We start from the raw sequence: 22,623 nt of genomic DNA on the forward strand, positions 1-22,623 counted from the left end.
CGTGCGCGGCCACCGCCTCACGTGTTCGCCCCTCGTGCGATCAGCGCCCACCTGTCCACGCCGCGCCGACCGTCGGTGACGACCAGCTCGTCGACCAGGTTGACCGTGATGCAGACGTGGTTGGGGACCACCCGCACCACCGCCCCCAGATCCGGGACGGCGCCGCCGGTCTCGACGGTCGCGTGATGCTCGGACACGGCGACGACGTGGCTGCCCGGATGATCGGGGAGGGTGGCGAAACCGTCGACGTACGAGGGTTTCTCGGTGCCCAGCACCTTGCTCCCGGCGTCGAGGACGAAGCGATCTGCGTCGCGCCGGACGACGGTCGCCGACACGCTCAGGGCGATGTCGTCGACGCCGATCCGCCCGAGGTGCAGTTGTTGGCCGTCGTCGAACGGGTAGACGCCTGGTCGGACCTCGGTGAGAACGTCACCGTCGGCGGCAGCGACGGTCGGCGTGGAACCGCCGCTGCGCACCACCGGGTCGATGCCCTGCCCGGCGAGTGCGTCGGCGGCCGCAGCGATCGCGTCACGTTCCTGACGGGCAGCCGCTACCCGGGCGTCGGGGGCGTAGCCGTGTCCGGGGAAGGTGAACACCCCGGCGACCCGCAGCCCGTGATCGCGTGCGGCGGCCGCGACCTCGCCTGCCGCGGTCGGGTCACCGCCGGTGCGGTGGTGCCCGCTGTCCACCTCGACCAGCACCTCGACGCGGTCGCGGTCGTCGCCCAGTGCCGACGCCATGGCGACGGCGCCCTCGACCGAGTCGACGGCCACCCGCACCGAGGCGGACCCCGCGACGACGGCGAGACGGCGGGCCTTGGTGCCGGTGAGGAACAGCGGGTAGGCGATGAACAGGTCGTCGAATCCGGCCGCGGCGAACGCCTCGGCCTCGCCGATCGTCGCCACCGTCAGCCCGACTGCCCCGGCGTCGAGCTGCATCCGGGCGATCTCGGCGCACTTGTGGGTCTTCGCGTGTGGGCGCAGTGTGAGCCCTGCCGCGGTCGTGGCCTGCGCCATCGCGTCGATGTTGCGCCGCAGGACCGTGCGGTCGACCACGACGTGGGGGGTGTCCATCGAGACGCCAGCCTAGACCGACGGATCCCGAGCGCCCGGGACGACGGACCATGTGGACACCGCCGCCCCTCGAGAGGACAGACCATGCGACCGACCGGGATCGTCACCAACATCCGTGTACCCGCCACCGCGCAGGCTCGGGAGTTCTACACCGACTTCCTCGGGCTGAGCGAGGTCACCATGGACCAGGGGTGGGTCGCGAGGGTCGCCACCCCGGACGGTCGGGCCGAGGTGCAACTCGTGACGCGCGACGCGAGCGCGCCGGAGGACTCGCACATCTCGGTGCACGTCGGTGACGGTGTCGAGGAGGCGTACGCCGACGCGCAGCGGAGAGGGCTGGAGATCGTCCACCCGTTGACCACCGAGGAGTGGGGTGTGCGCCGGTTCTTCGTGCGTGCACCCGACGGGACGATCGTCAACGTCGTCAGTCACGCCGACTGAGTCCCGGTGCTCGGTGGTGTCGCCCAGCGACACGTGCCGGCACCGGAACAGCGACGTCGAGCCCGTCGTTGGTCACCGCATGAGCGACTTCGATCCCCGCGACCTGATCAACTCCTCGAGCCTGGGCGTCCTGGCCACCATCCGCTCCGACGGTCTGCCGCAGCTCTCGCCGGTCACGTCGGTCTACGACCGTGCGACCGACACCATCCGGGTCTCGATGACCGAGGGTCGGGCGAAGACCGCGAACCTGCGACGGGACCCCCGGGCCGCGATCGAGTTCACGTCCTCCGACGGCCGCTCGTGGGCGACGGCGCAGGGTCCGGTCACCCTCGTCGGCCCCGGCACCGATCCCCACGGACCCGAGGTGGACGCGCTCGTCGAGTACTACCGGCTCGGCGCCGGCGGGGAGCATCCCGACTGGGAGGAGTACCGACAGGTCATGGTCGACGATCGCCGGGTGCTCATGACGATGACGGTCGAGCACGTCTACGGGGCCGCGCTGGGCTGACCTCGACGCCTGACCCCGTTCGTTCGAAAACCTGTTCGACATCGGGGTATCGTCGACGGGTGGGCTGGAACGAGGGTCCGCCGACCTGGGCGGAGATGGAGCGTGTCCTGTCGGGCCGCGCCCCCGCCGGCGGTCGCCCCGGGGAGGGGTACCTCGGCGACGGCGGCGACAGCCCCGCGTGGTCGCGTAAGCGGGAGCCGTTCCGGACCTCCGACGTCGAGCGAGTGCACAGCACCGTCCCCTACGCGGAGCTGCACGCCCACACCTCGTACAGCTTCCTCGACGGGGCCAGCTCCCCGGAGGACATGGTCACCGAGGCCCACCGGCTGGGTCTGGAGGCGCTCGCCGTCACCGATCACGACGGTCTCTACGGCGTCGTCCGGTTCGCCGAGGCGGCCCGCGAATGGGGTCTGCCGACGGTGTTCGGTGCGGAACTCTCGCTCGCTCACGACGTCGCCCGCACCGGCGTCCCCGACCCGGAGGGGCACCATCTGCTGGTGCTCGCCCGCGGGCAGGACGGCTACCGCACGCTGTCCCGGCGCATCGCCGTCGCGCAGATGGCGGCGGGGGAGAAGGGGCTGGTCCGGCACGACCTCGATGCCCTCGCCGACGCCGCGAACGGCAACCTGCTGGTCCTCACCGGTTGCCGCAAGGGTGCCGTGCGTGCCGCACTCGCCGCCGAGGGTCGCTCCGGGGCCGAGCGGGAACTGCGGTCGCTGCTCGACCGCTTCGGCCGCGACAACGTCGTCGTGGAGCTGACGGCGCAGTCGATGCCGACCGACGACGAACGCAACGCGGTCCTCGCCGACGTCGCCGCCGCCCACCGCGTCGCGACCGTCGCCACCACCGGAGCGCATTTCGCCGGCCCCGACCGGCGACGACTCGCCATGGCGATGGCCGCGGTGCGGGCACGTTCTACCCTCGACGAGATCGCCGGCTGGCTCGGCCCGCTGGGCGGTGCGCACCTGCGCAGCGGCGACGAGATGGCGCGGCTGCTCTCCGCCCACCCCGAGGCCATCGACACCGCGGCGCAGCTCGGTCGTGACTGCGCGTTCGAACTACGGCTCATCGCACCGGAACTGCCCCCGTTCGACGTGCCGGAGGGGCACACCGAGAACACCTGGCTGAGGGAACTGACGATGCGCGGAGCGCTCGACCGCTACGGCACCCCCGCGTCACATCCGAAGGCGTACCGCCAGATCGAGCACGAGCTCGCGGTGATCGCCACCCTCAACTTCCCCGGCTACTTCCTCGTCGTCCACGACATCGTCGACTTCTGCACGCGCAACACCATCCTCTGCCAGGGCCGGGGGAGTGCCGCGAACTCCGCGGTCTGCTACGCGCTGGGGATCACCAACGTCGACCCGGTGCGCAACGCGCTGCTCTTCGAACGGTTCCTGTCACCGGAGCGCGACGGCCCGCCCGACATCGACGTCGACATCGAGTCCGACCGTCGTGAGGAGGCCATCCAGCACGTCTACGAGAGATACGGACGCACCCACAGCGCGCAGGTCGCCAACGTCATCACCTACCGCGGGCGGTCGTCGGTGCGGGACATGGCTCGCGCACTGGGGTATTCGCTGGGACAGCAGGATGCCTGGAGCTCTCAGGTGAGCAGGTTCGGCCGGACCGTCGACGAGAAGCGCAACCCCGAACACGACATCCCCGACGAGGTCCTGGAGCTCGCCGAGCAGATCGAGGACCTGCCGCGGCACATGGGGATCCACTCCGGCGGCATGGTGATCTGCGATCGCCCCATCGCCGACGTGTGCCCCACCGAGTGGGCCAGGATGCCCGGACGCAGTGTGCTGCAGTGGGACAAGGACGACTGCGCGGCCATCGGTCTCGTCAAGTTCGACCTGCTCGGCCTGGGCATGCTCTCCGCACTGCACTATGCGATCGACCTCGTCGCCGAACACAAGGACCTCCACGTCGATCTCGCCCGCATCGACCTCGGCGAGGCCGCGGTCTACGAGATGCTGTGCGCCGCCGACTCGGTCGGGGTGTTCCAGGTGGAGTCCCGCGCGCAGATGGCGACGCTGCCGCGACTGAAACCCCGCGAGTTCTACGACCTCGTCGTGGAGGTCGCACTGATCCGGCCCGGGCCGATCCAGGGCGGGTCGGTGCACCCGTATGTCCGGCGTCGCAACGGACTCGAACCGGTCCTGTTCGAACACCCGTCGATGCGCAACGCGCTCGAACGCACCCTGGGGGTCCCCCTGTTCCAGGAGCAGCTGATGCAGCTCGCGGTCGACGTGGCCGGGTTCGACGCCGCCGAGGCGGACCAGTTGCGTCGGGCGATGGGCAGCAAGCGGTCGCCGGAGAAGATGGAACGCCTCAAACAGCGTTTCTACGACGGGATGCGCACCACCCACGGCATCACCGGCGACGTCGCCGACCGCGTCTTCGAGAAGATGGCCGCGTTCGCGAACTTCGGCTTCCCGGAGAGTCATTCGCAGAGTTTCGCGGCACTCGTCTACTACTCGTCCTGGTTCAAGCTGCATCACCCGGCGGCGTTCTGTGCGGCGCTGCTGCGGGCACAGCCGATGGGGTTCTACTCGCCGCAGTCCCTGGTGGCCGACGCCCGCCGACACGGGGTGCGGGTGCACGGTCCCGACATCAACACCTCCCTGGCGTACGCGAACCTGGAGAACGACGGCCTCGAGGTGCGGATGGCACTCGGATCGGTCCGCCACATCGGGGACGACGTCGCACAGCTCATCGTCGACCGACGGGATGCCGACGGCCCGTACCGCAGCCCGGCCGACCTGGCTCGCCGCACCCGCCTCACCGAGCGGCAACTCGAGGCGCTCGCCACCGCGGGGGCGTTCGACTGCTTCGGCGGCAGTCGCCGCCAGGCCCTCTGGGACGCCGGCGCCGCCGCGCTGGAACGTGACGACCAGCTGGAACTGCAGGCCGCCTCCCAGGCGCCGGTCCTGCCCGGCCTCGGCGACGTCGAACTCGCCGCCGCCGACGCCTGGGCGACGGGGGTCACGCCGAACTCCTATCCCACCCAGTTCCTCCGGCCTCGCCTCGACGCGATGGGTGTGGTCCCGGCGGACGGGTTGCTGTCGGTGCCGGACGGGTCGCGCGTGACGGTCGGGGGAGCGGTCACCCACCGTCAGCGTCCGGCGACCGCGTCGGGTGTCACGTTCATCAACCTCGAGGACGAGACGGGCATGGTGAACGTCGTCTGTTCGGTGGGGCTGTGGAAGCGTTACCGTCGCCTCGCCTCGAGCGCGTCGGCGCTGGTCATCCGCGGCACCGTCCAGAACGCCGAGGGCGCGGTCACCGTCGTCGCCGAACACCTCGAACGCATGGATCTCCGCGTCGGCACCCGATCGCGCGACTGGCGGTGACCGATCGTGGCACGATCGGCCGCGATGGACGGTGGCCGGGGAGAGAGTGGGTTCACAGAACCCGTCCCAGGGGCAACCCCTGGGTGCACGCCACAGTTGGTCCCTGCGTCCGACGCCGTACAGCACGCTGCGCGTGCCTCGCGGCGCCGCGATGAGGAGTATCCGGTCACCTCGCCCACCGTCCGTCACCCCCGATGACCGAGGAGCGGTTCGCCGCCGACGAGGCCGCAGCGATCGCGGCGCGGTTCGAGGTGCGATTCACCGCGTGGACCTGGCCGGAGGTGCAGCGGGCGCTGCGGGATGCGGGCCTCGACGCGGAATTCGCCGACGCGGTGGGGATGCGGCTGGTGGAGCCCGGGGGTCCCCTCTCCGTCCGCGGTGTCGACCCGTCCGACGCGCGGCGCATCATCCGCGAGGCGTTGGGCCCGTGGACCGTCGGCGAACCGGTGATCTCGACCCCGCCGCGGCTCGACGACGGGATCGACCTGGCCGGCCCGTCGTCGACGGGGCTCGTGCCCGACGACCTCCCCGACATCCACGACGTCGAGCAGCTCGCGCACTGGCTGAATCTCACGGTCTCGGAGCTCGAGTGGTTCGCCGACGACGGCGGCTGGCTCCGCACCGCGCGACAGCCGTTGTGTCACTACCGGATCCATCGGCGAGAGAAGCGGGACGGTCACCGTGTCATCGAGGCGCCGAAGCCGCGGATGCGGGAGACCCAACGACGGCTCCTGCGCCGACTGGTCGAGCGGATCCCGCCGCACCCGGCCGCCCGTGGCTTCGTGCGCGGATCGTCGACCGCCGATTTCGCTGCACCTCATGCCGATCGGCCCGTGGTGCTCCGCGTCGACCTCCGCCACTGTTTCGAGTCGATCGGTGTGGCGCGGGTGCGACAGGTCTTCGCGGCCACCGGATACCGGTCCTCCATCGCCCGGGCCCTCGCCGACCTGTGCACCACGGCGACCCCGCCGTCGGACCTGCGCGGTCTCGACCCCGTTCACGCCGGCCTGCTGCGCGCTCGACATCTCCCGCAGGGCGCGCCCACCTCACCTCATCTCGCCAACCTCGTCATGCGCCGACTCGACCGCCGTCTCGACGGGTACGCGCAGCGCAACGGTCTGCGCTACACGCGCTACGGCGACGATCTCGCGTTCTCCGGCGACCACGTCGACACCGGGCGGGTGCTGTGGACCGTCGGGCAGATCGTCGACGCCGAGGGGTTCCGCGTCCACCCGGACAAGACGAGGGTGATGTACGCCCATCAGCAACAGGCACTCGCGGGACTGGTGGTGAACGACCGCCCCCGCGTCCGACGCTCGGACTACGACGCCCTGCGTGCTCTGCTCCACAACGCGGCGCGGACCGGCGCCGAATCGCAGAACCACGACGGGCTGCCGGATTTCCGCGCCCACGTCCACGGTCGGATCGCGTGGATCGGGGCCACGAGTCCGCAGCGGCGGGCGCGGCTGGTGGCGATGGCCGCCCGGGTCGACTGGGAGCAGCCGGACCTGTCGTGACGCGCCCAGCTCACACGGCGCCGTCGAAGCCGTTCTGTCGCCAGGCCTCGTAGACGACGATGCTCGCCGCGTTGGCGAGGTTCAGCGAGCGCCGTCCGGCGAGCATCGGGATGCGCAGCCGTGCGGTGACGTGGGGGTCGGCGAGCACCTCCGCCGACAACCCTGTCGGCTCGGGTCCGAACAGCAGGACGTCGCCGGGCCGGTAGTCAACGTCGCTGAACCGATCGGTCGCGTGCGCGGTGAACGCGAACACCCGCTCCGGTTCGAGTGCGGCCCATGCGGCGGCCAGGTCGCGGTGGACGGTCACCGACGCCATGTCGTGGTAGTCGAGGCCGGCGCGACGGACCTTGGCCTCGTCCAGATCGAAGCCCAGGGGCTCGACGAGGTGCAGTTCCGAGCCCGTGTTGGCCGCGAGCCGGATGGCGTTGCCGGTATTGGGCGGTATGCGGGGCTCGTGGAACAAAATGCGGAACACGAACGCTCACTGTGCCGGATGGACGTGGTCGCCGACGACCCCCCGTCGCCCACGCCGTCCACCGAGCCGAGAGAGACCCCATGCCCGCAGCGTTCACCCGCGACACCGTCCGCCGAGTCGGCGGTGCGGTCGGGCGGTACGTGCGGTCGGCCCCGGGCACGTTCATCTGGCTCGCGATCCTGTTCGTGACGACGATCGTCGCCCACCGCGTCGGGGCGCAGGACCTCACGGACATCCTGCGGAGCCGGTCGACGAACCTCCGCCACCTCATGCACGATCCGGTCCCCAGCCTGGTGCGCAGCGCCCTCTGGATCGACGGCAACGGGTGGTTCCTCTATGCGCTCGCCTACGTCGCGATCCACGCGACCGTGGAGCGGTGGCTGGGCACCGCCCGGTGGCTGGTCGTCGTGGTGCTCGCCCACGTCGGTGCCACCTACATCAGCCAGAGCGTCCTGCTGTGGGCCATCGACACCGGTCGCGCACCGCAGTCGGCGATCAACGTCATCGACATCGGTGTGAGCTACGGACTGGCCGGCGTCGCCGGGATCCTCACCTACCGGCTGGCGTGGCGCTGGCGTGTCCCATACCTCGTGATCCTCGCCGCGATCTGTCTGACGCCGGTGGTGGCCCCGTTCCTCAGCGGCGGACACCCCACCTTCACCGACATCGGACATCTCTGCTCGGTCCTGATCGGTCTCGCGTCGTACCCGATCATCGTCGTGGGCCGCAACGCCCCTCGGGTGCGATCGGAGCTCCCACCGGTGTCGAGCCACATCGTCGAGCGCCTCGACGCCGAGCTGCCGCCGGTGTCACCGCACATCGTGGAGCGCGTCCCCGAGTCGGAGCTGGTCGCGGCCCCGGCGCTTCCCGTCGTACCCCGCCTGCATCCCGTGGCGGCGCTACGGACGCGGATCACCGCCCGGGCCGGATCCACCGCCCGCCCCGGCTGAGCGCCGCGCCCGGGCCTGCTCCCCGCCGCCGACGCCGCATCGGCGACAATGGGCGACGTGACGGCGACAGCACTGGACGGCAAGGCCACGCGCGACGAGATCTTCTCCGACCTGCGCGGTCGGGTGGAGGCACTCACCGCTGCGGGCCGCACCCCCGGGCTCGGCACGATCCTGGTCGGTGACGACCCGGGTTCGCACGCCTACGTCCGTGGCAAGCACGCCGACTGCGCGAAGCTGGGCATCGCCTCCATCCGGCGCGACCTGCCCGCCGACGCGACCGCTGCCGACATCGACGCGGCGATCGACGACCTCAACGCCGATCCGTCCTGCACGGGGTACATCGTCCAGCTACCCCTTCCCGGACACGTCGACGCCACCGCGGCACTCGAACGCATCGACCCCGCGAAGGACGCCGACGGCCTGCACCCGGTCAATCTCGGCCGATTGGTGCTCGGTGCGCCGGCGCCGCTGCCGTGCACCCCGCGCGGGGTGATCCACCTGCTGCGCCGCTATGACATCCCCCTCGACGGTGCCCGTGTGGTGGTCGTCGGCCGTGGGGTCACGATCGGCCGCACCATCGGGTTGCTGCTCACGCGGCGCAGCGAGAACGCGACGGTCACGTTGTGCCACACCGGTACGCGTGACCTGGCCGCCGAGGTCTCGCGCGCGGACGTCGTCGTCGCTGCCGCGGGGTCACCGCACCTGATCACGCCGGACATGGTCGCGCCGGGCGCTGCTGTCGTCGACGTGGGCGTCAGCCGCACCGACGCCGGCCTGGTCGGCGACGTGCACCCCGACGTCTGGGACGTGGCCGGGCACGTGTCCCCCAACCCCGGCGGGGTGGGGCCGCTGACCCGCGCGTTCTTGCTGGTCAACGTCGTCGAGCGTGCCGAGGCCGACCTCGCCGCCGGCGCCGGGGCGCCGGTGTGACACGGTCGCGGACCCCCCAGGCCATCCCGCCCGGCGGGCGTACCGCGGCGTCCATGCACCGTGCGCGTCGGATCCGCTGGGTCCTCGTGCAGCTCCCGTTCGCCCTCGTCGCGGCGTTCGTGGTCGTCGCGTTCGTCTTCGTCATCGTCGACCGCTGGCGACGCGGCGCGTTCGTGTTCGGCGCGGCGTCGCTCCTCGCCTCGTTGCTGCGGGCGCTGATACCCAGCTCGCGTATCGGGTTGTTGCAGGTGAGAGGGCGATTCGCCGATGTGGTCGCGACCGGCGTGGCCGGGGGCGTCATCATCTGGATGGCGGCGTCCATCGACGCGCTGGGCACCGGTATCGATCAATAGTAGGTCGCTGCGGGCCCCCGCGACCCTCTATCCTGGACGCGTCCGACGACCCGTGAGACGTGTGCACCTCGGCCACGTCCGACGACACCGGAAGACGATGACGAACCCCTCGACGACCCTTGGCCTCTCGGCCGGCAGCGGCATGGTCCACTGCGCCCTGGTCACCGTGGACGACCACGACCGGCTGGGCGTCGACTCCCGCGTCATCGACATCGACACCACCGATCGTCTCGACCGGGCCGGTCGTCTCAACTCCGGTGTCGACCTGATGCTCGCGCGCGCCGCCGCCGCAGACCTGTCCGTCACCGCGATCGGTGTCGCCGCGCGCGGTGGCGACATCCCCACCGGTGGCGCAGGGGCCCGTCGCCAGGTCCATGTCGTCGACGACCCCGACGCGATCGGACGCGCTCTCGCACAGTCGGGTGCGGTCGCCGCACATCGGCGGGTGATCGTCGTCGACGGAGGTGACAGCGGTACCTCGGTCTTCACCATCGACACCGCCGACGGCACGGCGACCACACCGGAACGCACGACCGCACTCTCGGGTTCGGCGATCGACACGGTCCTCGCCTCCCGCGCCGCGGAGACCATGACCGACCTCGGTCGACGACGCCGCGCCGAACTCCGCAGCGCATGCCGGACGGCCAAAGAAGAACTGGCGGAGACGGAGTCGAGCACCGTCGTCGTCGCCGGCCAGCGGTTCACGATCACCGCGGGCATGCTCGCCGAGATCGTGGCCGACGGCGTGACCGCGGTCGCGGAACTCGTCGCCGGTGTCCGTGCGGGGTCTCCGGCCGGCGACGAGCCGCCGGTGGTGCTGGTCGGCGGGCTCGCCACCATGCCGTCGGTCCAGGCGGCGTTCGGCCGCGTGCTCGACAGCGAGCCACTGGTGCCCGAGTCCCCGGAACTCCTCGGTGCGGTCGGTGCCGCGCTGGCCGCGCGTCCCGGGCAGACCGGCCCGACAGCGTTGCGGTTCATCGGCGGTCGTCGCCACCGGGATCTGCTGTCGGCTGTGCCACTCGCGGTCCTCGGTGCGGCGGTCGTCGTCGCGATGCTCACCGCCGTCGTGGTCGGTGTGCGGGTGCAGGGTGCGTCGGTGATCGGGGGCGATGTGCCCGCGACCGCCCCGCCTGAGACGACGACGTCCTCCGCCGCCGGCTCCACCGTCACGCGGCCGGCCGCGACGACGAGTGCGGTCCGGGGACCGTCACCGGTCCGCACCACTCGACCGGATGTCGATCCCGCCACGGCGCCGACCACCACGACGGCCGTCGACACCGGTGGCGGCTACCTCGATCCCGTTCGTACGCCTCGACCGTGGGCGACGACGCAGCTGCCGACGACGGAGGGGACCGACGTCCCCACGTCGACCATCACGCCGCCGTCGACGAGCGTCCCGTTCGACTCCTCGGTCACCGAGTCGCCGTCACCGTCGCTGACGCCCTACCCGTTCACGCCGATACCCGGACCGACCACCGCGCCACAGTCCGTCGCCCCCGACGACGGTGCACGCCAAGGTCTCTCGACCCAACCCGAGCCGACCACCCAGGCTCCGGCCGCACCCTGACGACTGCGCTCCGCGTGCTCGATTGCGACGAGCGGTGAGCCGGGGGGCATGCGAAGGGTGAGGGATCGTGCGAATGTGCAGCGGCCGTGCGAATCCTGCTGTCGAAACGTGGTTTCGCCCGCGTGTGACGGTTTCGCCCGCGGGATTCGGCGGGCGATTCCGGGACGGGGTGGCGAGACGCAAATTTCGCGGGCGGTTCGCATGGTCGAAGGCGTTTCGCACGTCCCGTGGGGCATGCGAAAGGGCGGGGATCGTGCGAATGTGCTGCGGCGGTGCGAATCCTGCTGTCGGAGCCTGGTTTCGCCCGCGTGTGACGGTTTCGCCCGCGGGATTCGGCGGGCGAATCCTGGACGGGGTGGCGAGACGAGGATCTCGCGGGCGATTCGCACGGTCGAAGGCGTTTCGCACGTCCCCGGGGGCATGCGAAAGGGCGGGGATCGTGCGAATGTGCCGCGGCGGTGCGAATCCTGCTGTCGGAACGTGGTTTTGCCCGCGTGTGACGGTTTCGCCCGCGGGATTCGGCGGGCGAGTCCGGGCTGGGGTGGCGAGACGCACATTTCGCGGGCGGTTCGCGTCGTCGCGGGCGTTTCGCACGTCCCCGGGGGCATACGAATGGGCGGGGATCGTGCGAATGTGCCGTGGCCGTGCGAATCCTGCTGTCGGAACGTGTTTTTGCCCGCGTGTGGCGGTTTCGCCCGCGGGATTCGGCGGGCGATTCCGGGCTGGGGTGGCGAGACGCACATTTCGCGGGCGATTCGCTTGGTCGAAGGCGGTTCGCGTGGTCGCGGGCGTTTCGCACGTCCCCGGGGGCATGCGAATGGGCGGGGATCGTGCGAATGTGCCGCGGCGTGCCAATCTCTCAGCTGCGCGCGAGTTCCATGGTGCGCTTGAGGAGGTCGGCGACGGCGTCCATCTCCGTGAGGAAACCGTCGTGGCCGCTGTCGGACTGCACGACGTTCAGACCACCGACGCACCCGGGGAGCTGATCGGCCAGTTCGGCCTGGGTGCGCAAGGGGTACAGACGATCCGACGAGATCCCGCCGACGATGCAGGGGACCTCGCAGGACTCGAGTGCCGCCCGTGTCCCACCGCGGTTGCGGCCGACGTCGTGGTTGTTCAGCACCTCGCTGAGCACCACGTAGCTGCCGGGGTCGAAGCGGGCGATGAGCTTGTCGGCCTGATGCTCGAGGTAGCTCTGCACCGCGTACCGACCGCCGTGCAGCGGGTCCTCGGTGCCCTGCACGGAGTTCTGGAATCGGTTGTCCAGCTCGATCTCCGAGCGGTAGTACATGTGCGCGATCCGCCGTGCGACGCCGAGTCCGGCCGTCGGCGTGACCCCGGTGCCGTGATAGTCCCCACCCTGCCAGGCGGGATCGGCCTTGATGGCGGCGATCTGTGTTGTCTGGGTGCCGATCTGATCCGCCGTCGCCCGGGCCCCGACGGCGAGCACCAGCGCGCTGCGGACCCGGTGCGGGTACCCGATCATCCACTCCAGCGACCGGGCGCCACCCATCGACCCGCCGAGAACCGATGCGACGGAGTCGATCCCGAGGACATCCATCAGCGCGACCTCGGCGCGGACCTGGTCGAGCACGGTGATGTTCGGGAACCGCGACCCCCACGGTCGCCCGTCGGGACCCGGCGACGCCGGGCCCGTCGACCCACCGCATCCGCCGAGCACGTTGGCGGAGACGACGCACCACTCGTCGGTGTCGACCGCCGACCCGGGGCCGATCAGACCGTCCCACCAGCCGGGCAGTGGGTGCCCGGGTCCGGGTGGACCGACGACGTGGGAGTCGCCCGTCAGTGCATGCAATGCGATGACGACGTTGTCGCGTGCGGGCGACAGGCGGCCCCAGCGCTGGAAAGCCATGGTGACGTCGTCGATGACGTCACCGTTGTCGAGCGCGATCGACCCCACGGACACACGGGTCAGCTCCCCGTCGGGGAGTGTCTCCCAGTCGGTCTCGGTCGATGTCCGGGGGTCGATCGTCACCGTCACCGAGCCGCCCGGAATCCCTGCTCGAGGTCGGCGAGGATGTCGTCCACACCCTCGAGCCCGACTGCGAGCCGCACGAGGCCGGGGGTCACACCGGCGGCCAACTGCTCCTCGGGGACCAGCTGCGAATGGGTGGTCGACGCCGGGTGGATCACCAGGGAGCGCACATCACCGATGTTGGCCACATGGCTGTGCAGGGTGAGTGCGTCGACGAATCGTTTGCCGGCGTCGACACCACCGACGATCTCGAAGGCGACGATCGCGCCCTGTCCGCGCGGCGCGAGCTGTTGTCCTCGCTCGTACCAGGGTGACGACGGCAGACCGGCGTAGGCGACCGACTCCACCTGGTCGTGCTTCTCGAGGAAAGCGGCGACCGCGCGGGCGTTCTCGACGTGCCGCTCGACGCGCAGGCTCAGCGTCTCCAGACCCTGCGAGATGAGGAACGCGTTGAACGGCGCGATGGCCGAACCGGTGTCACGCAGCCACTGCACGCGGGCCTTGAGCGCGAACGCCGGTGCGCCGAGGTCGGCGAACACGGCACCGTGGTAGCTCGGATCGGGTGTGGTGAACCCGGGGAAGAGGTCCTGGCCGTCGCGCTGCACCCGCCAGTCGAAGGTGCCGCCGTCGACGATGACGCCGCCGACCGCGGTGCCGTGACCGCCGAGGTACTTGGTCGCCGAGTGCACCACGATGTCCGCGCCGTGCGACAGCGGCTGGATGAGGTAGGGCGTCGCGACGGTGTTGTCGACGATGAGCGGGACGCCGTGCTCGTGCGCCAGCGCGGACACCGCGGGGAGGTCGAGGATCTCGTTGTTCGGGTTGGCGATGGTCTCGCCGTAGAACGCGCGGGTGGTGGGCCGGACGGCCGCCCGCCAGGACTCGATGTCGTCGGGGTTCTCGACGAACGACACCTCGATGCCCAGCTTGGGCAGCGTGTAGTGGAAGAGGTTGTAGGTGCCGCCGTAGAGCCGCGGGCTGGAGACGACGTGTCCGCCGGTCTCGACCACGTTCAGGATGGCGTAGGTCTCGGCCGCCTGACCCGACGCGACGAGCAGGGCCGCGACACCGCCCTCGAGCGCGGCGATCCGCTGCTCGACGGCGTCCTGCGTCGGGTTCATGATGCGGGTGTAGATGTTGCCCGGCTCGGCGAGACCGAACAGATCCGCGGCGTGCTTGGTGTCGCGGAAGGTGTACGAGGTGGTCTGGTAGATCGGGAGAGCGCGAGCAGAGGTCGTTGCGTCGGCAGTCTGTCCCGCGTGGATCTGCTTGGTCTCGAAGCTCCAGGAGGCGGTGGGGTCCTCGGACTCGAGGGTGCCGTCGTAGGGGAGATCGCTCATGGTGATGACTTCCTTGTGGTCGCCGGGCATCGCCGCCCGGGGGGTCCGACCATCGGACCCGCGCTTGCCGTGGCGACCGCGCAGGTCCCCACAACCTGGTCTTTCACCCGGAGCACCCCACCGCGGTTGGAGGGTTGCCGGTCAGCCGAGCCGGGGCTTGACGCTGACACTCATGACCTGGCGCCCAGGATATAGCATCGCGAATCCACGTCGGTCAGCCTTCTCGATCGCACGGATCGGAACCCGTGCGGGGTCGTCGGTGACGACTCGGTGCGACCGACTCACAGCGCGCGGACTACGGTGGTCATGGCTCCACATGAGCACTCACGAGGTGCCCGCCCGGAGCCGGCCACCACGCCGAGGAGGACGTTCAGTCACATGGGCAAGATCAAGGTAGAGGGCACGGTCGTCGAACTGGACGGCGACGAGATGACCCGGATCATCTGGCAGTTCATCAAAGAGAAGCTGATCCACCCCTACCTCGACGTCAATCTCGACTATTACGACCTCGGCATCGAGTACCGCGACGAGACCGACGACCAGGTCACGGTCGACGCGGCGCACGCCATCCAGAAGCACGGCGTGGGCGTCAAGTGCGCCACCATCACCCCCGACGAGGCCCGCGTCGAGGAGTTCGGTCTGAAGAAGATGTGGCGGTCGCCCAACGGCACCATCCGCAACATCCTCGGCGGCACCATCTTCCGCGCGCCGATCATCATCTCGAACGTCCCTCGCCTCGTGCCCGGCTGGACCAAGCCGGTCATCGTCGGTCGCCACGCGTTCGGTGACCAGTACCGGGCCACCGACTTCAAGGTCCCCGGCGCCGGCACCGTCACCATCACCTACACGCCCGAGGACGGCTCCGAGCCCATCGAGCACGAGGTCGTGCAGATGCCGGAAGAGGGCGGCGTCGTGATGGGCATGTACAACTTCAACAAGTCCATCGAGGACTTCGCGCGCGCCTCCCTGAACTACGGCCTGCAGCGCAACTACCCGGTCTACCTCTCGACCAAGAACACGATCCTCAAGGCCTACGACGGCGCCTTCAAGGACATCTTCGCCGACGTCTTCGAGAAGGAGTTCAAGTCGGAGTTCGACGCGGCGGGGATCCACTACGAGCACCGCCTCATCGACGACATGGTCGCGTCCTCCCTGAAGTGGGAGGGCGGCTACGTGTGGGCGTGCAAGAACTACGACGGCGACGTCCAGTCCGACACCGTCGCGCAGGGGTATGGCTCGCTGGGTCTGATGACCTCGGTGCTGATGACCCCGGACGGCGGCATCTGTGAGGCGGAGGCCGCGCACGGCACGGTCACCCGCCACTTCCGTCAGCACCAGCAGGGCAAGCCGACGTCGACCAACCCGATCGCGTCGATCTTCGCGTGGACCCGCGGCCTCGAGCACCGGGGCAAGCTGGACAGCACCCCCGAGGTCGTCGAGTTCGCCCACCAGCTCGAGGACGTCGTCGTCAACACCGTCGAGAGCGGCAAGATGACGAAGGACCTCGCCCTTCTCGTCGGCGGCGACCAGGGATACCTGACCACCGAGGAGTTCCTCGGCGCGATCGACGAGAACCTCGCCGCCGCACGCCGCGACAGCTGAGGACGTCTGAGGTCGCATCGGTGGTGTGAACAGTCTCACCACCTGGTGAGGGATGGTCTGTGCCGCTCCTGCGGTTCGATTCCCTCGTGACCCTCGCCGACCTGAAGCTCTCCGACCGCAGCGCCACCGCCACCACCGACGCGGTACCGCTCGGTGCGCCGGTGACCTCGTCGGTGCGTCGGTGGGCTGTGCTCGCGCTGGCCCTCGGCGGATTCGGCATCGGCACCACCGAGTTCGTCGCGATGGGGCTTCTGCCCGACATCGCCGGGTCGCTGGGGGTCTCCGAACCCTCTGCGGGACATGTGATCTCGGCGTACGCGCTGGGTGTTGTGGTCGGTGCGCCGGTCATCGCGGCGCTCACCGCGCGAGTGTCGCGACGGCGACTGCTGATCGGGTTGATGGTGGCGTTCACCGTGGGCAACCTTGCGAGTGTGGTGGCGCCGGATCAGACGACGCTGATGATCGCCCGTTTCGTGTCCGGCCTTCCGCACGGCGCGTACTTCGGCGTCGCGGCGCTCGTCGCCTCGCATCTGGCCGGGCCGGGCAATCGTGCGAAGGCGGTCGGTCAGGTCATGCTGGGCCTGTCGGTGGCGAACGTGATCGGCGTGCCCGTCGCGACCTGGCTGGGCGAACACTTCGGGTGGCGATCGGCGTTCGCGCTCGTCGTCGTCATCGGTCTGCTGACGCTCGTCGCGCTGATGCGTTTCCTGCCGACCCTGGGGACGATGACGATCACCAACCCGCTCACCGAACTCGGTGCGCTCAGGCGCCCGCAGGTGCTGCTCACCGTGGCGATCGGGGTCGTCGGCTTCGGCGGCATGTTCGCCTTCTACACCTACATCCACACCACCCTGACCGACGTCTCCGGACTGCCCGGCGCGCTGGTGCCGGTCGCGCTGATGCTGTTCGGCCTGGGCATGGTGGTCGGGAACGTCGTCGGCGGTGCGCTCGCCGACCGGTCGGTGACCATCACCCTCGCGGTGGGCCTGTCGGCCATCGCCGCCGTTCTCCTCGCGTTCGCCGCGTTCGCGGGGACCGTCTGGATCGCCGTGCCGCTGGTGTTCGCGGTCGGTGTCACCGGGTCGGCTCTCGTGCCCGCACTGCAGACCCGACTCATGGACACCGCCGAGGACGCCCAGACGCTCGCCGCGGCCCTCAACCACTCGGCGCTCAACGTCGCCAACGCGGCCGGCGCATGGCTCGGCGGCATCGTCATCGGCGCGGGACTGGGCTACCGCGCGCCGTCTGTGCTGGGAGCAGGGCTGGCGGTCGCGGGTCTCGTCGTGCTCGCCGTGGCGGTCGTGACGGCTCGCCGGCGCGCTGTCGTCACGGCCCGGGGCCAGACCGTCGGTGGCTCTGCCTAGACTCGCTGCCCGTGCCCACCACAGTCACCACGGCCAACGTCAACGGGATCCGCGCGGCGGCCAAGCAGCGCAATCCCGACAACCCCGGGATCCTGCCGTGGCTCGGTGAACCCACCGGTCGCCGTCTCGTGCTGATCCAGGAGATCCGCGCCTCCCTCGAGCAGGCGCAGGATGCACTCGCGCCCGCCCTCGACGCCGGGTGGCGGCTGTCGATGTGTGAGTCGGTGAAGAAGGGCCACGCCGGGGTCGGCGTCCTCTCCACCGTCGACGTCGAGGCCGTCCGTGTCGGGTTCGGCAGCGACGAATTCGACGCCACGGGGCGGTATCTCGAGGTCGACGTCCCCGCCGACGGCGACGACCCTGCGCTCACGCTGGGATCCCTCTACCTGCCCAAGGGCGCCGCCGACGGGGAGAAGCGCGACGAGAAGTTCCGATTCCTCGAGCAGTTCGGTGCGCACCTGGCGGCGCTCGGGCGCAAGCGGCGCGGTGTCGTGGTGGCCGGTGACTGGAACATCGCCCACGACACCCGGGACATCAAGAACTGGAAGGGCAACCAGAAGAGTCCGGGGTTCCTGCCCGAGGAGCGCGCCTGGGTCGACGACGTCCTCGCCGGCCGCTGGACCGACGTACTGCGCGAGGTCGTCGGCGACGTCGCGGGGCCGTACTCGTGGTGGTCGTGGCGGGGCAAGGCCTTCGACGTCGACTCCGGCTGGCGCATCGACTACCACCTGGCGAATCCCGTCATGGCGCAGCGGGTTCTGTCGGCACGTGTGGAACGGCCGGTCGCCTACGACCGCCGCTGGTCCGACCACGCCCCGGTCACCGTCGAATTCGCTTGAGACGGTCTGGAACAATTCCGACCATGACCGCCCCCCGTGTCCTCTCCGGCATCCAGCCGACCAGCGACTCGTTCCATCTCGGGAACTACCTCGGCGCGGTGCGGCAGTGGGTGGCCCTGCAGGACGGGTTCGAGGCGTTCTACTTCATCCCCGACCTGCACGCGCTCACCGCCAGTTTCGACCCGGCGCTGCTGGCCGAGCGGACCCGTCGTGCGGTCGCCCAGGTCATCGCCGTCGGTGTCGATCCCGCGGAGACGACCCTGTACGTGCAGTCCCATGTGCCGGAGATCTCGCAGCTGACCTGGGTCCTGTCCTGCATCACCGGGTTCGGCGAGGCCAACCGGATGACGCAGTTCAAGGACAAGTCGGCGAAGGGCGGCGCCGACGCCGCGGGTGTCGGACTGTTCACCTACCCGATCCTCATGGCCGCCGACATCCTCGCCTTCGACGTCGAACGCGTCCCCGTCGGCGAGGACCAGCGACAGCACCTCGAGCTGACCCGGAACCTGGCCCAGCGCTTCAACTCCCGTTTCGGTGAGACGTTCGTGGTGCCCGAGGCGCACATCGTCTCCTCGACCGCGAAGATCTACGACCTGCAGAACCCGACCGCGAAGATGAGCAAGTCCGCAGAGTCCGACGCCGGCCTCATCAACCTCCTCGACGACCCGAAGCGGTCGGCGAAGAAGGTGCGGTCGGCGGTCACCGACGCCGGTCGCGAGATCGTGTTCGACCGGGAGAACAAGCCCGGCGTCAGCAACCTGCTGACGATCCACTCGGCTCTGTCGGGCACACCCGTCGCCGACCTCGAGGCCCACTTCGAGGGCAAGGGATACGGCGACCTGAAGGTCGAGACCGCGCAGGTCCTCACCGATTTCGTCACCCCGCTGCGCGCCCGCGTCGACGAGCTCATGGCCGATCCGGCCGGGCTCGACGCGATCCTCGCCGACGGCGCCGTCCGAGCGCGGGAGATCGCCGCGCAGACGCTCGCCCGCGTCTATGACAGGGTGGGATTGCTGGGCGCGACGCGTCCGTGAATGCGACGAGAGACGGGTGACGATGGCGGACACGACCACATCGCAGGGCGACAAGCCGTCCCGACTGGAGGAGCTGCGCGCCCGTCACGCGTGGCTCGATCACCTGGTCGCCGCCGGTTCCCGGTACCAGGCGTCGAAGGGTGACTTCTTCGCCGCCGGCGCCACCTACTTCAGTGTCCTGGCGCTGTTCCCTCTGCTCATGGTCGGCTTCGCGATCGCCGGGTTCGTCTTCGTCGCCAGCCCCGACCTGCTCGAGCAGGCCAAGCAGCAGATCACCGACTCCTTCTCCGGCGACATGGGCAACCAGCTCAACGACCTGATGGATCAGGCGATCGCGTCCCGGACCTCGATCGGGATCATCGGTCTCCTCCTGGCGGTCTACTCGGGACTCGGGTGGATGGCCAACCTCCGCAACGCGCTCACCGTGCAATGGGGGCCCGAGGTGCCGTCGCAGTCGTTCCTGCGCACCAAGATCGGCGATCTCGGGGCGCTGCTCGGTCTGTTCGTCGCGCTCGCGGTGTCGTTCGGCTTGTCGGCGCTGGCCGGCAGCGGTCTGACGCGGTGGGTGCTCGACCACATCGGTCTCGGCGACGTCCCCGGCGTCTTCATCGTGGTGCGCGTGGTGTCGATCGTGGTGTCGCTGGCCGCGTCGACGTTGCTCTTCACCTGGGCGATCGCGCGGTTGCCCCGGATCCCGCTGCCGTACCGCAACGCGCTGAAGGCGGGTCTGCTGACCGCCGTCGTTTTCGAGATCTTCAAGGCGATCGCGACCTTCTACCTGAAGAGCGTGGTGTCGGGACCTGCCGGCGCGACCTTCGGTCCCATCATCGGGATCATGGTGTTCGCGTTCTTCACGACCCGCATCGTGCTGTTCGCGACGGCCTGGGCGGCCACGGACGAGCAGAACCAGCGCTTCGCGACGACAGCCGTCCCCGATCCGGTGGTCATCGAGCCGCGTGTGGTGGTCTCGCCCGCTCTGCGCGGCGTCGGCACCGTCGCAGCCCTCGCCGCGGGTGCCGCGGCGGTCGCCGGATGGGCACGACTGCGCCGCGGCGGGCGTTCCTGACATCTGCCCCTCCGCGGGGCGGCGTCACCGCGTCCGACGGTTGATCCGCACCGCGGCGGCGACGAGCCCGAGGACGACGAGCACGCCGATCCCTCCGACGACCAGCCGACCGCTGACGCCGCTGCCGCCGGGCCCGTCGTCGGACGCGGGCTGGGCGAGAGCCGGCCCGGACCCGGAGCGGCGCGTCGGCGTGGTGCTCCCACCCGAGGGACCCGACGAGGCCGGTCCGTCGACGAGGGTGCCGACCGATGCGGTGCGCGGCATCGAGAAGCCGTAGTCCAGCAGTGACTTCGCCTGGTCCCAGTACGAGTCGCCCGCCTCGTTGAGGCCGTACATCTGGACCACGACGAGTGTGCGTCCGTCCCGCTGGACCGCGCCGACGAAGGTCTTGCGGGCGTCGTCGGTGTATCCGGTCTTGCCGCCGACGATGCCGGGGAAGCCCTCGGTCAGCAGCTTGTTCTGGGACTCCATCTGATATCCGGGATGCGGCTTGTCGCCGGGGACCTCGGGCAGAGGCGGGTAACCGGGGAAGGGGGCGTCGACGTGGGAGATGAGATCCCGGAAGGTCGGGTTCTGCAGCGCCGCACGGAAGATCAGCGCGAGATCGTATGGCGACGTGCTCATGCCGGGGGCGTCGAGACCCGACGGTGACGCAGCACGGGTGTCCTCGGCGCCGAGGGAGTGCGCCAACTCGTTCATCTTCCCGACGGCGGCCTCGTCGCCGCCGAGCTCGCGGGCGAGGGCGTTGGCGCAGTCGTTGCCCGACACCATGAGCAGGCCCTGCAGCAACTGGCGGACGGTGTAGCGGCCGCCGGGCCCGATGCCCGCGGCGTCGCCCTCCATCCCGTAGTCAGCGCGCGTGCCGGTGACGACGGTGTCCAGGTCGAGGTCGCGCAGGGAGACCAGGGCGAGCAGCGTCTTGATCGTCGATGCCGGCCGATACCGTCCGTGCGGGTCCTTGGCCGCGAGGACGGTCCCGGCGGTGGCGTCGGCGACCAACCACCCCGCAGAGGTCAGACCGCGGGGGACCGCCGACGCCGACCCGGCCGTCACCACCCCGCACGCCGCGAGTCTCCCGCCACCGACCGGCGGCTGCGGGACGGGCAGCGGGGACGGGGCCTGCTGACCGGGCGGCGGCACCTCCGAGGTGTCGACGGCGGGAGCGGGGGACACGCGGTACGGACAGCTCGCGGTGTCGGGGCTCGTCGGGACGACGACCGGTGCGGCGGTGGCGGTCGCGGGCAGCATCGCCGATCCTGCGATCAGGCCCGCGGCGACCGTCGCCCGCATCGCCCGGGACACACCTCGCATGGGCGCCGAACCTACCCCGCGGGTCGGTCCGCGGAGAGGAACCGCGCCGCGGCGGCACCCCAGCCCCGTACCTCGTCGGGTGTCCTGGCGATCTGCAGAGTCGCGTCGGGCAGGACGTCGGCGAGCCGTTCGGCCGTGCTGACGGGGTGCCCGGGGTCGGTGTCCCATGGCAGCAGCAGCGTCGGATGCGTGATCGCCGCGAGGTCGGCAGGGTCGGGCAGGTCCGAGGCCGCCGCACCCCGCAACAGGGCTGCGAAGCAGTCGTCGCGGACATCGCCGGTGAAGGGCCGTCGCTGCACCGTCTCGAGGATCGGCGGCTGTGGCTGCTCCGCCGCCGCGGCCAGGAAGGCCTCGACCCCGGCCGCGACGACGAGGTCGGCGCCGTCGCGGTACCCGGCGACCTGCGCGGCGCGCGTCTCCCACGCCGTCGGCGGGATGGCCAGGACGAGCCGCCGGATGCGTTCGGGGGCGCGCAGTGCCGCGTACAGGGCGCCGGCGGTGCCCATCGACATCCCGATCACGTCGACGGGCCGGTCGGGCGAGACGGTGTCGATGACGGCCACCAGGTCGTCGGCGAGCCGCGGCCAGGTGTACTCGTCGGGGTCGTGGCCGCCCGTCGACCGGCCGTGCCCCCGCGCGTCGTAGGCGACGAGGCAGCGCGCGTCGGTGGCGACCGGACGCCAGTCGAAGACGCCGTCCCCGGCCATCGCTGCGCGGCTCGACGACATCCCGTGCGCGACGACGGTCACCGCCGCGCCGGGGACAGGCTGGTCACAGGCGAGCGCTGCGCCGGGCCGGACGATCTCGATGTCGGTCACGACACCGATCATCACCCATACGAAGGACCGGTGTGGTGCGGCACGGGCGTTCACCGACGTCGCGCGACTACTGTTCACGC

General features: G+C 70.5%; 19 protein-coding genes and 1 riboswitch. Of the genes, 13 read left to right on the forward strand and 6 right to left on the reverse strand.

Annotated features, from left to right (window positions below):
- Nucleotides 1-17 precede the first annotated feature (17 nt).
- Nucleotides 18-1,073 carry an alanine racemase gene (locus ACXVUM_RS15050; protein ID WP_458522582.1) on the reverse strand — a complete coding sequence of 352 codons (1,056 nt, stop codon included), beginning with the start codon at nucleotides 1,071-1,073 and terminating at the stop codon, nucleotides 18-20.
- Nucleotides 1,074-1,157: 84 nt separating this feature from the next.
- Between ACXVUM_RS15050 and ACXVUM_RS15055 the strand changes: the two genes are divergently transcribed.
- The 4 genes from ACXVUM_RS15055 to ACXVUM_RS15070 all read left to right on the forward strand — a co-directional run bounded on the left by ACXVUM_RS15055 (nucleotide 1,158) and on the right by ACXVUM_RS15070 (nucleotide 6,898).
- A complete protein-coding gene (locus tag ACXVUM_RS15055; protein WP_458522583.1) occupies nucleotides 1,158-1,514 on the forward strand; it encodes a VOC family protein in 357 nt (118 codons plus the stop codon).
- A 79-nt stretch (nucleotides 1,515-1,593) separates the two neighbouring features.
- Nucleotides 1,594-2,022: a PPOX class F420-dependent oxidoreductase gene (locus ACXVUM_RS15060; RefSeq protein ID WP_458522584.1), complete on the forward strand. Its 429-nt coding sequence runs from the start codon at nucleotides 1,594-1,596 to the stop codon at nucleotides 2,020-2,022.
- 59 nt (nucleotides 2,023-2,081) lie between these two features.
- The gene (locus ACXVUM_RS15065) at nucleotides 2,082-5,381 is read left to right on the forward strand and encodes an error-prone DNA polymerase (protein ID WP_458522585.1); all 3,300 of its coding nucleotides are present in this window, start codon (nucleotides 2,082-2,084) and stop codon (nucleotides 5,379-5,381) included.
- Between the two features lie 194 nt (nucleotides 5,382-5,575).
- Nucleotides 5,576-6,898 (forward strand): reverse transcriptase family protein, encoded by a 1,323-nt coding sequence (locus ACXVUM_RS15070; RefSeq protein ID WP_458522586.1) that lies wholly within the window; start codon nucleotides 5,576-5,578, stop codon nucleotides 6,896-6,898.
- 10 nt (nucleotides 6,899-6,908) lie between these two features.
- On the opposite strand, the gene ACXVUM_RS15075 is transcribed toward ACXVUM_RS15070, so the two are convergent.
- Nucleotides 6,909-7,373, reverse strand: a complete 465-nt coding sequence (locus ACXVUM_RS15075) for a tRNA (cytidine(34)-2'-O)-methyltransferase (RefSeq protein ID WP_458522587.1) — start codon at nucleotides 7,371-7,373, stop codon at nucleotides 6,909-6,911.
- An 80-nt stretch (nucleotides 7,374-7,453) separates the two neighbouring features.
- On the opposite strand from ACXVUM_RS15075, the gene ACXVUM_RS15080 reads away from it, so the two are divergent.
- From ACXVUM_RS15080 to ACXVUM_RS15095, 4 genes are all read left to right on the forward strand, one after another.
- A complete protein-coding gene (locus ACXVUM_RS15080; protein ID WP_458522588.1) occupies nucleotides 7,454-8,323 on the forward strand; it encodes a rhomboid-like protein in 870 nt (289 codons plus the stop codon).
- Nucleotides 8,324-8,380: 57 nt separating this feature from the next.
- The gene (locus ACXVUM_RS15085; RefSeq protein ID WP_458522589.1) at nucleotides 8,381-9,253 is read left to right on the forward strand and encodes a bifunctional methylenetetrahydrofolate dehydrogenase/methenyltetrahydrofolate cyclohydrolase; all 873 of its coding nucleotides are present in this window, start codon (nucleotides 8,381-8,383) and stop codon (nucleotides 9,251-9,253) included.
- Nucleotides 9,254-9,306: 53 nt separating this feature from the next.
- Nucleotides 9,307-9,606 (forward strand): DUF3017 domain-containing protein, encoded by a 300-nt coding sequence (locus ACXVUM_RS15090; protein ID WP_458522887.1) that lies wholly within the window; start codon nucleotides 9,307-9,309, stop codon nucleotides 9,604-9,606.
- Nucleotides 9,607-9,703: 97 nt separating this feature from the next.
- A complete protein-coding gene (locus ACXVUM_RS15095) occupies nucleotides 9,704-11,173 on the forward strand; it encodes a hypothetical protein (protein WP_458522590.1) in 1,470 nt (489 codons plus the stop codon).
- 859 nt (nucleotides 11,174-12,032) lie between these two features.
- Here ACXVUM_RS15095 and metX read toward each other — a convergent pair.
- Together metX and ACXVUM_RS15105 are read right to left on the reverse strand one after the other, a co-directional pair.
- On the reverse strand, nucleotides 12,033-13,175 hold the full coding sequence (metX, locus tag ACXVUM_RS15100; RefSeq protein WP_458522591.1) for a homoserine O-acetyltransferase MetX: 1,143 nt from the start codon (nucleotides 13,173-13,175) through the stop codon (nucleotides 12,033-12,035).
- On the reverse strand, nucleotides 13,172-14,509 hold the full coding sequence (locus tag ACXVUM_RS15105) for a bifunctional o-acetylhomoserine/o-acetylserine sulfhydrylase (RefSeq protein WP_458522592.1): 1,338 nt from the start codon (nucleotides 14,507-14,509) through the stop codon (nucleotides 13,172-13,174). Before ACXVUM_RS15105 ends, metX begins: the two co-directional genes overlap by 4 nt.
- Nucleotides 14,510-14,564: 55 nt before the next feature.
- A riboswitch (SAM riboswitch) is annotated at nucleotides 14,565-14,687 on the reverse strand.
- Nucleotides 14,688-14,887: 200 nt separating this feature from the next.
- Between ACXVUM_RS15105 and ACXVUM_RS15110 the strand changes: the two genes are divergently transcribed.
- From ACXVUM_RS15110 to yhjD, 5 genes are all read left to right on the forward strand, one after another.
- Nucleotides 14,888-16,111: an NADP-dependent isocitrate dehydrogenase gene (locus ACXVUM_RS15110; RefSeq protein WP_458522593.1), complete on the forward strand. Its 1,224-nt coding sequence runs from the start codon at nucleotides 14,888-14,890 to the stop codon at nucleotides 16,109-16,111.
- Nucleotides 16,112-16,212: 101 nt separating this feature from the next.
- On the forward strand, nucleotides 16,213-17,475 hold the full coding sequence (locus ACXVUM_RS15115; RefSeq protein WP_458522888.1) for an MFS transporter: 1,263 nt from the start codon (nucleotides 16,213-16,215) through the stop codon (nucleotides 17,473-17,475).
- 11 nt (nucleotides 17,476-17,486) lie between these two features.
- A complete protein-coding gene (locus ACXVUM_RS15120; protein WP_458522594.1) occupies nucleotides 17,487-18,314 on the forward strand; it encodes an exodeoxyribonuclease III in 828 nt (275 codons plus the stop codon).
- A gap of 23 nt (nucleotides 18,315-18,337) precedes the next feature.
- Complete coding sequence (gene trpS / locus ACXVUM_RS15125; RefSeq protein WP_458522595.1) at nucleotides 18,338-19,348, forward strand: tryptophan--tRNA ligase; 1,011 nt, start codon at nucleotides 18,338-18,340, stop codon at nucleotides 19,346-19,348.
- Nucleotides 19,349-19,370: 22 nt separating this feature from the next.
- Nucleotides 19,371-20,414 (forward strand): inner membrane protein YhjD, encoded by a 1,044-nt coding sequence (yhjD, locus tag ACXVUM_RS15130; protein WP_458522596.1) that lies wholly within the window; start codon nucleotides 19,371-19,373, stop codon nucleotides 20,412-20,414.
- 24 nt (nucleotides 20,415-20,438) lie between these two features.
- Here yhjD and ACXVUM_RS15135 read toward each other — a convergent pair whose 3' ends face one another.
- Both ACXVUM_RS15135 and ACXVUM_RS15140 read right to left on the reverse strand, forming a co-directional pair.
- Nucleotides 20,439-21,725, reverse strand: a complete 1,287-nt coding sequence (locus ACXVUM_RS15135; protein WP_458522597.1) for a serine hydrolase — start codon at nucleotides 21,723-21,725, stop codon at nucleotides 20,439-20,441.
- A gap of 11 nt (nucleotides 21,726-21,736) precedes the next feature.
- Nucleotides 21,737-22,621 carry an alpha/beta fold hydrolase gene (locus ACXVUM_RS15140; RefSeq protein ID WP_458522598.1) on the reverse strand — a complete coding sequence of 295 codons (885 nt, stop codon included), beginning with the start codon at nucleotides 22,619-22,621 and terminating at the stop codon, nucleotides 21,737-21,739.
- Between the last annotated feature and the right edge of the window lie 2 nt (nucleotides 22,622-22,623).

Source organism: Williamsia sp. SKLECPSW1, assembly GCF_054332755.1.

Bases quoted from the DNA above. Each gene is read 5' to 3' on its own strand.
- ACXVUM_RS15050 (WP_458522582.1), bottom strand. From the start codon at position 1,073: ATGGACACCCCCCACGTCGTGGTCGACCGCACGGTCCTGCGGCGCAAC.
- ACXVUM_RS15055 (WP_458522583.1), top strand. From the start codon at position 1,158: ATGCGACCGACCGGGATCGTCACCAACATCCGTGTACCCGCCACCGCG.
- ACXVUM_RS15060 (WP_458522584.1), top strand. From the start codon at position 1,594: ATGAGCGACTTCGATCCCCGCGACCTGATCAACTCCTCGAGCCTGGGC.
- ACXVUM_RS15070 (WP_458522586.1), top strand. From the start codon at position 5,576: ATGACCGAGGAGCGGTTCGCCGCCGACGAGGCCGCAGCGATCGCGGCG.
- ACXVUM_RS15080 (WP_458522588.1), top strand. From the start codon at position 7,454: ATGCCCGCAGCGTTCACCCGCGACACCGTCCGCCGAGTCGGCGGTGCG.
- ACXVUM_RS15090 (WP_458522887.1), top strand. From the start codon at position 9,307: ATGCACCGTGCGCGTCGGATCCGCTGGGTCCTCGTGCAGCTCCCGTTC.
- ACXVUM_RS15095 (WP_458522590.1), top strand. From the start codon at position 9,704: ATGACGAACCCCTCGACGACCCTTGGCCTCTCGGCCGGCAGCGGCATG.
- ACXVUM_RS15105 (WP_458522592.1), bottom strand. From the start codon at position 14,509: ATGAGCGATCTCCCCTACGACGGCACCCTCGAGTCCGAGGACCCCACC.
- ACXVUM_RS15110 (WP_458522593.1), top strand. From the start codon at position 14,888: ATGGGCAAGATCAAGGTAGAGGGCACGGTCGTCGAACTGGACGGCGAC.
- trpS (WP_458522595.1), top strand. From the start codon at position 18,338: ATGACCGCCCCCCGTGTCCTCTCCGGCATCCAGCCGACCAGCGACTCG.
- yhjD (WP_458522596.1), top strand. From the start codon at position 19,371: ATGGCGGACACGACCACATCGCAGGGCGACAAGCCGTCCCGACTGGAG.
- ACXVUM_RS15135 (WP_458522597.1), bottom strand. From the start codon at position 21,725: ATGCGAGGTGTGTCCCGGGCGATGCGGGCGACGGTCGCCGCGGGCCTG.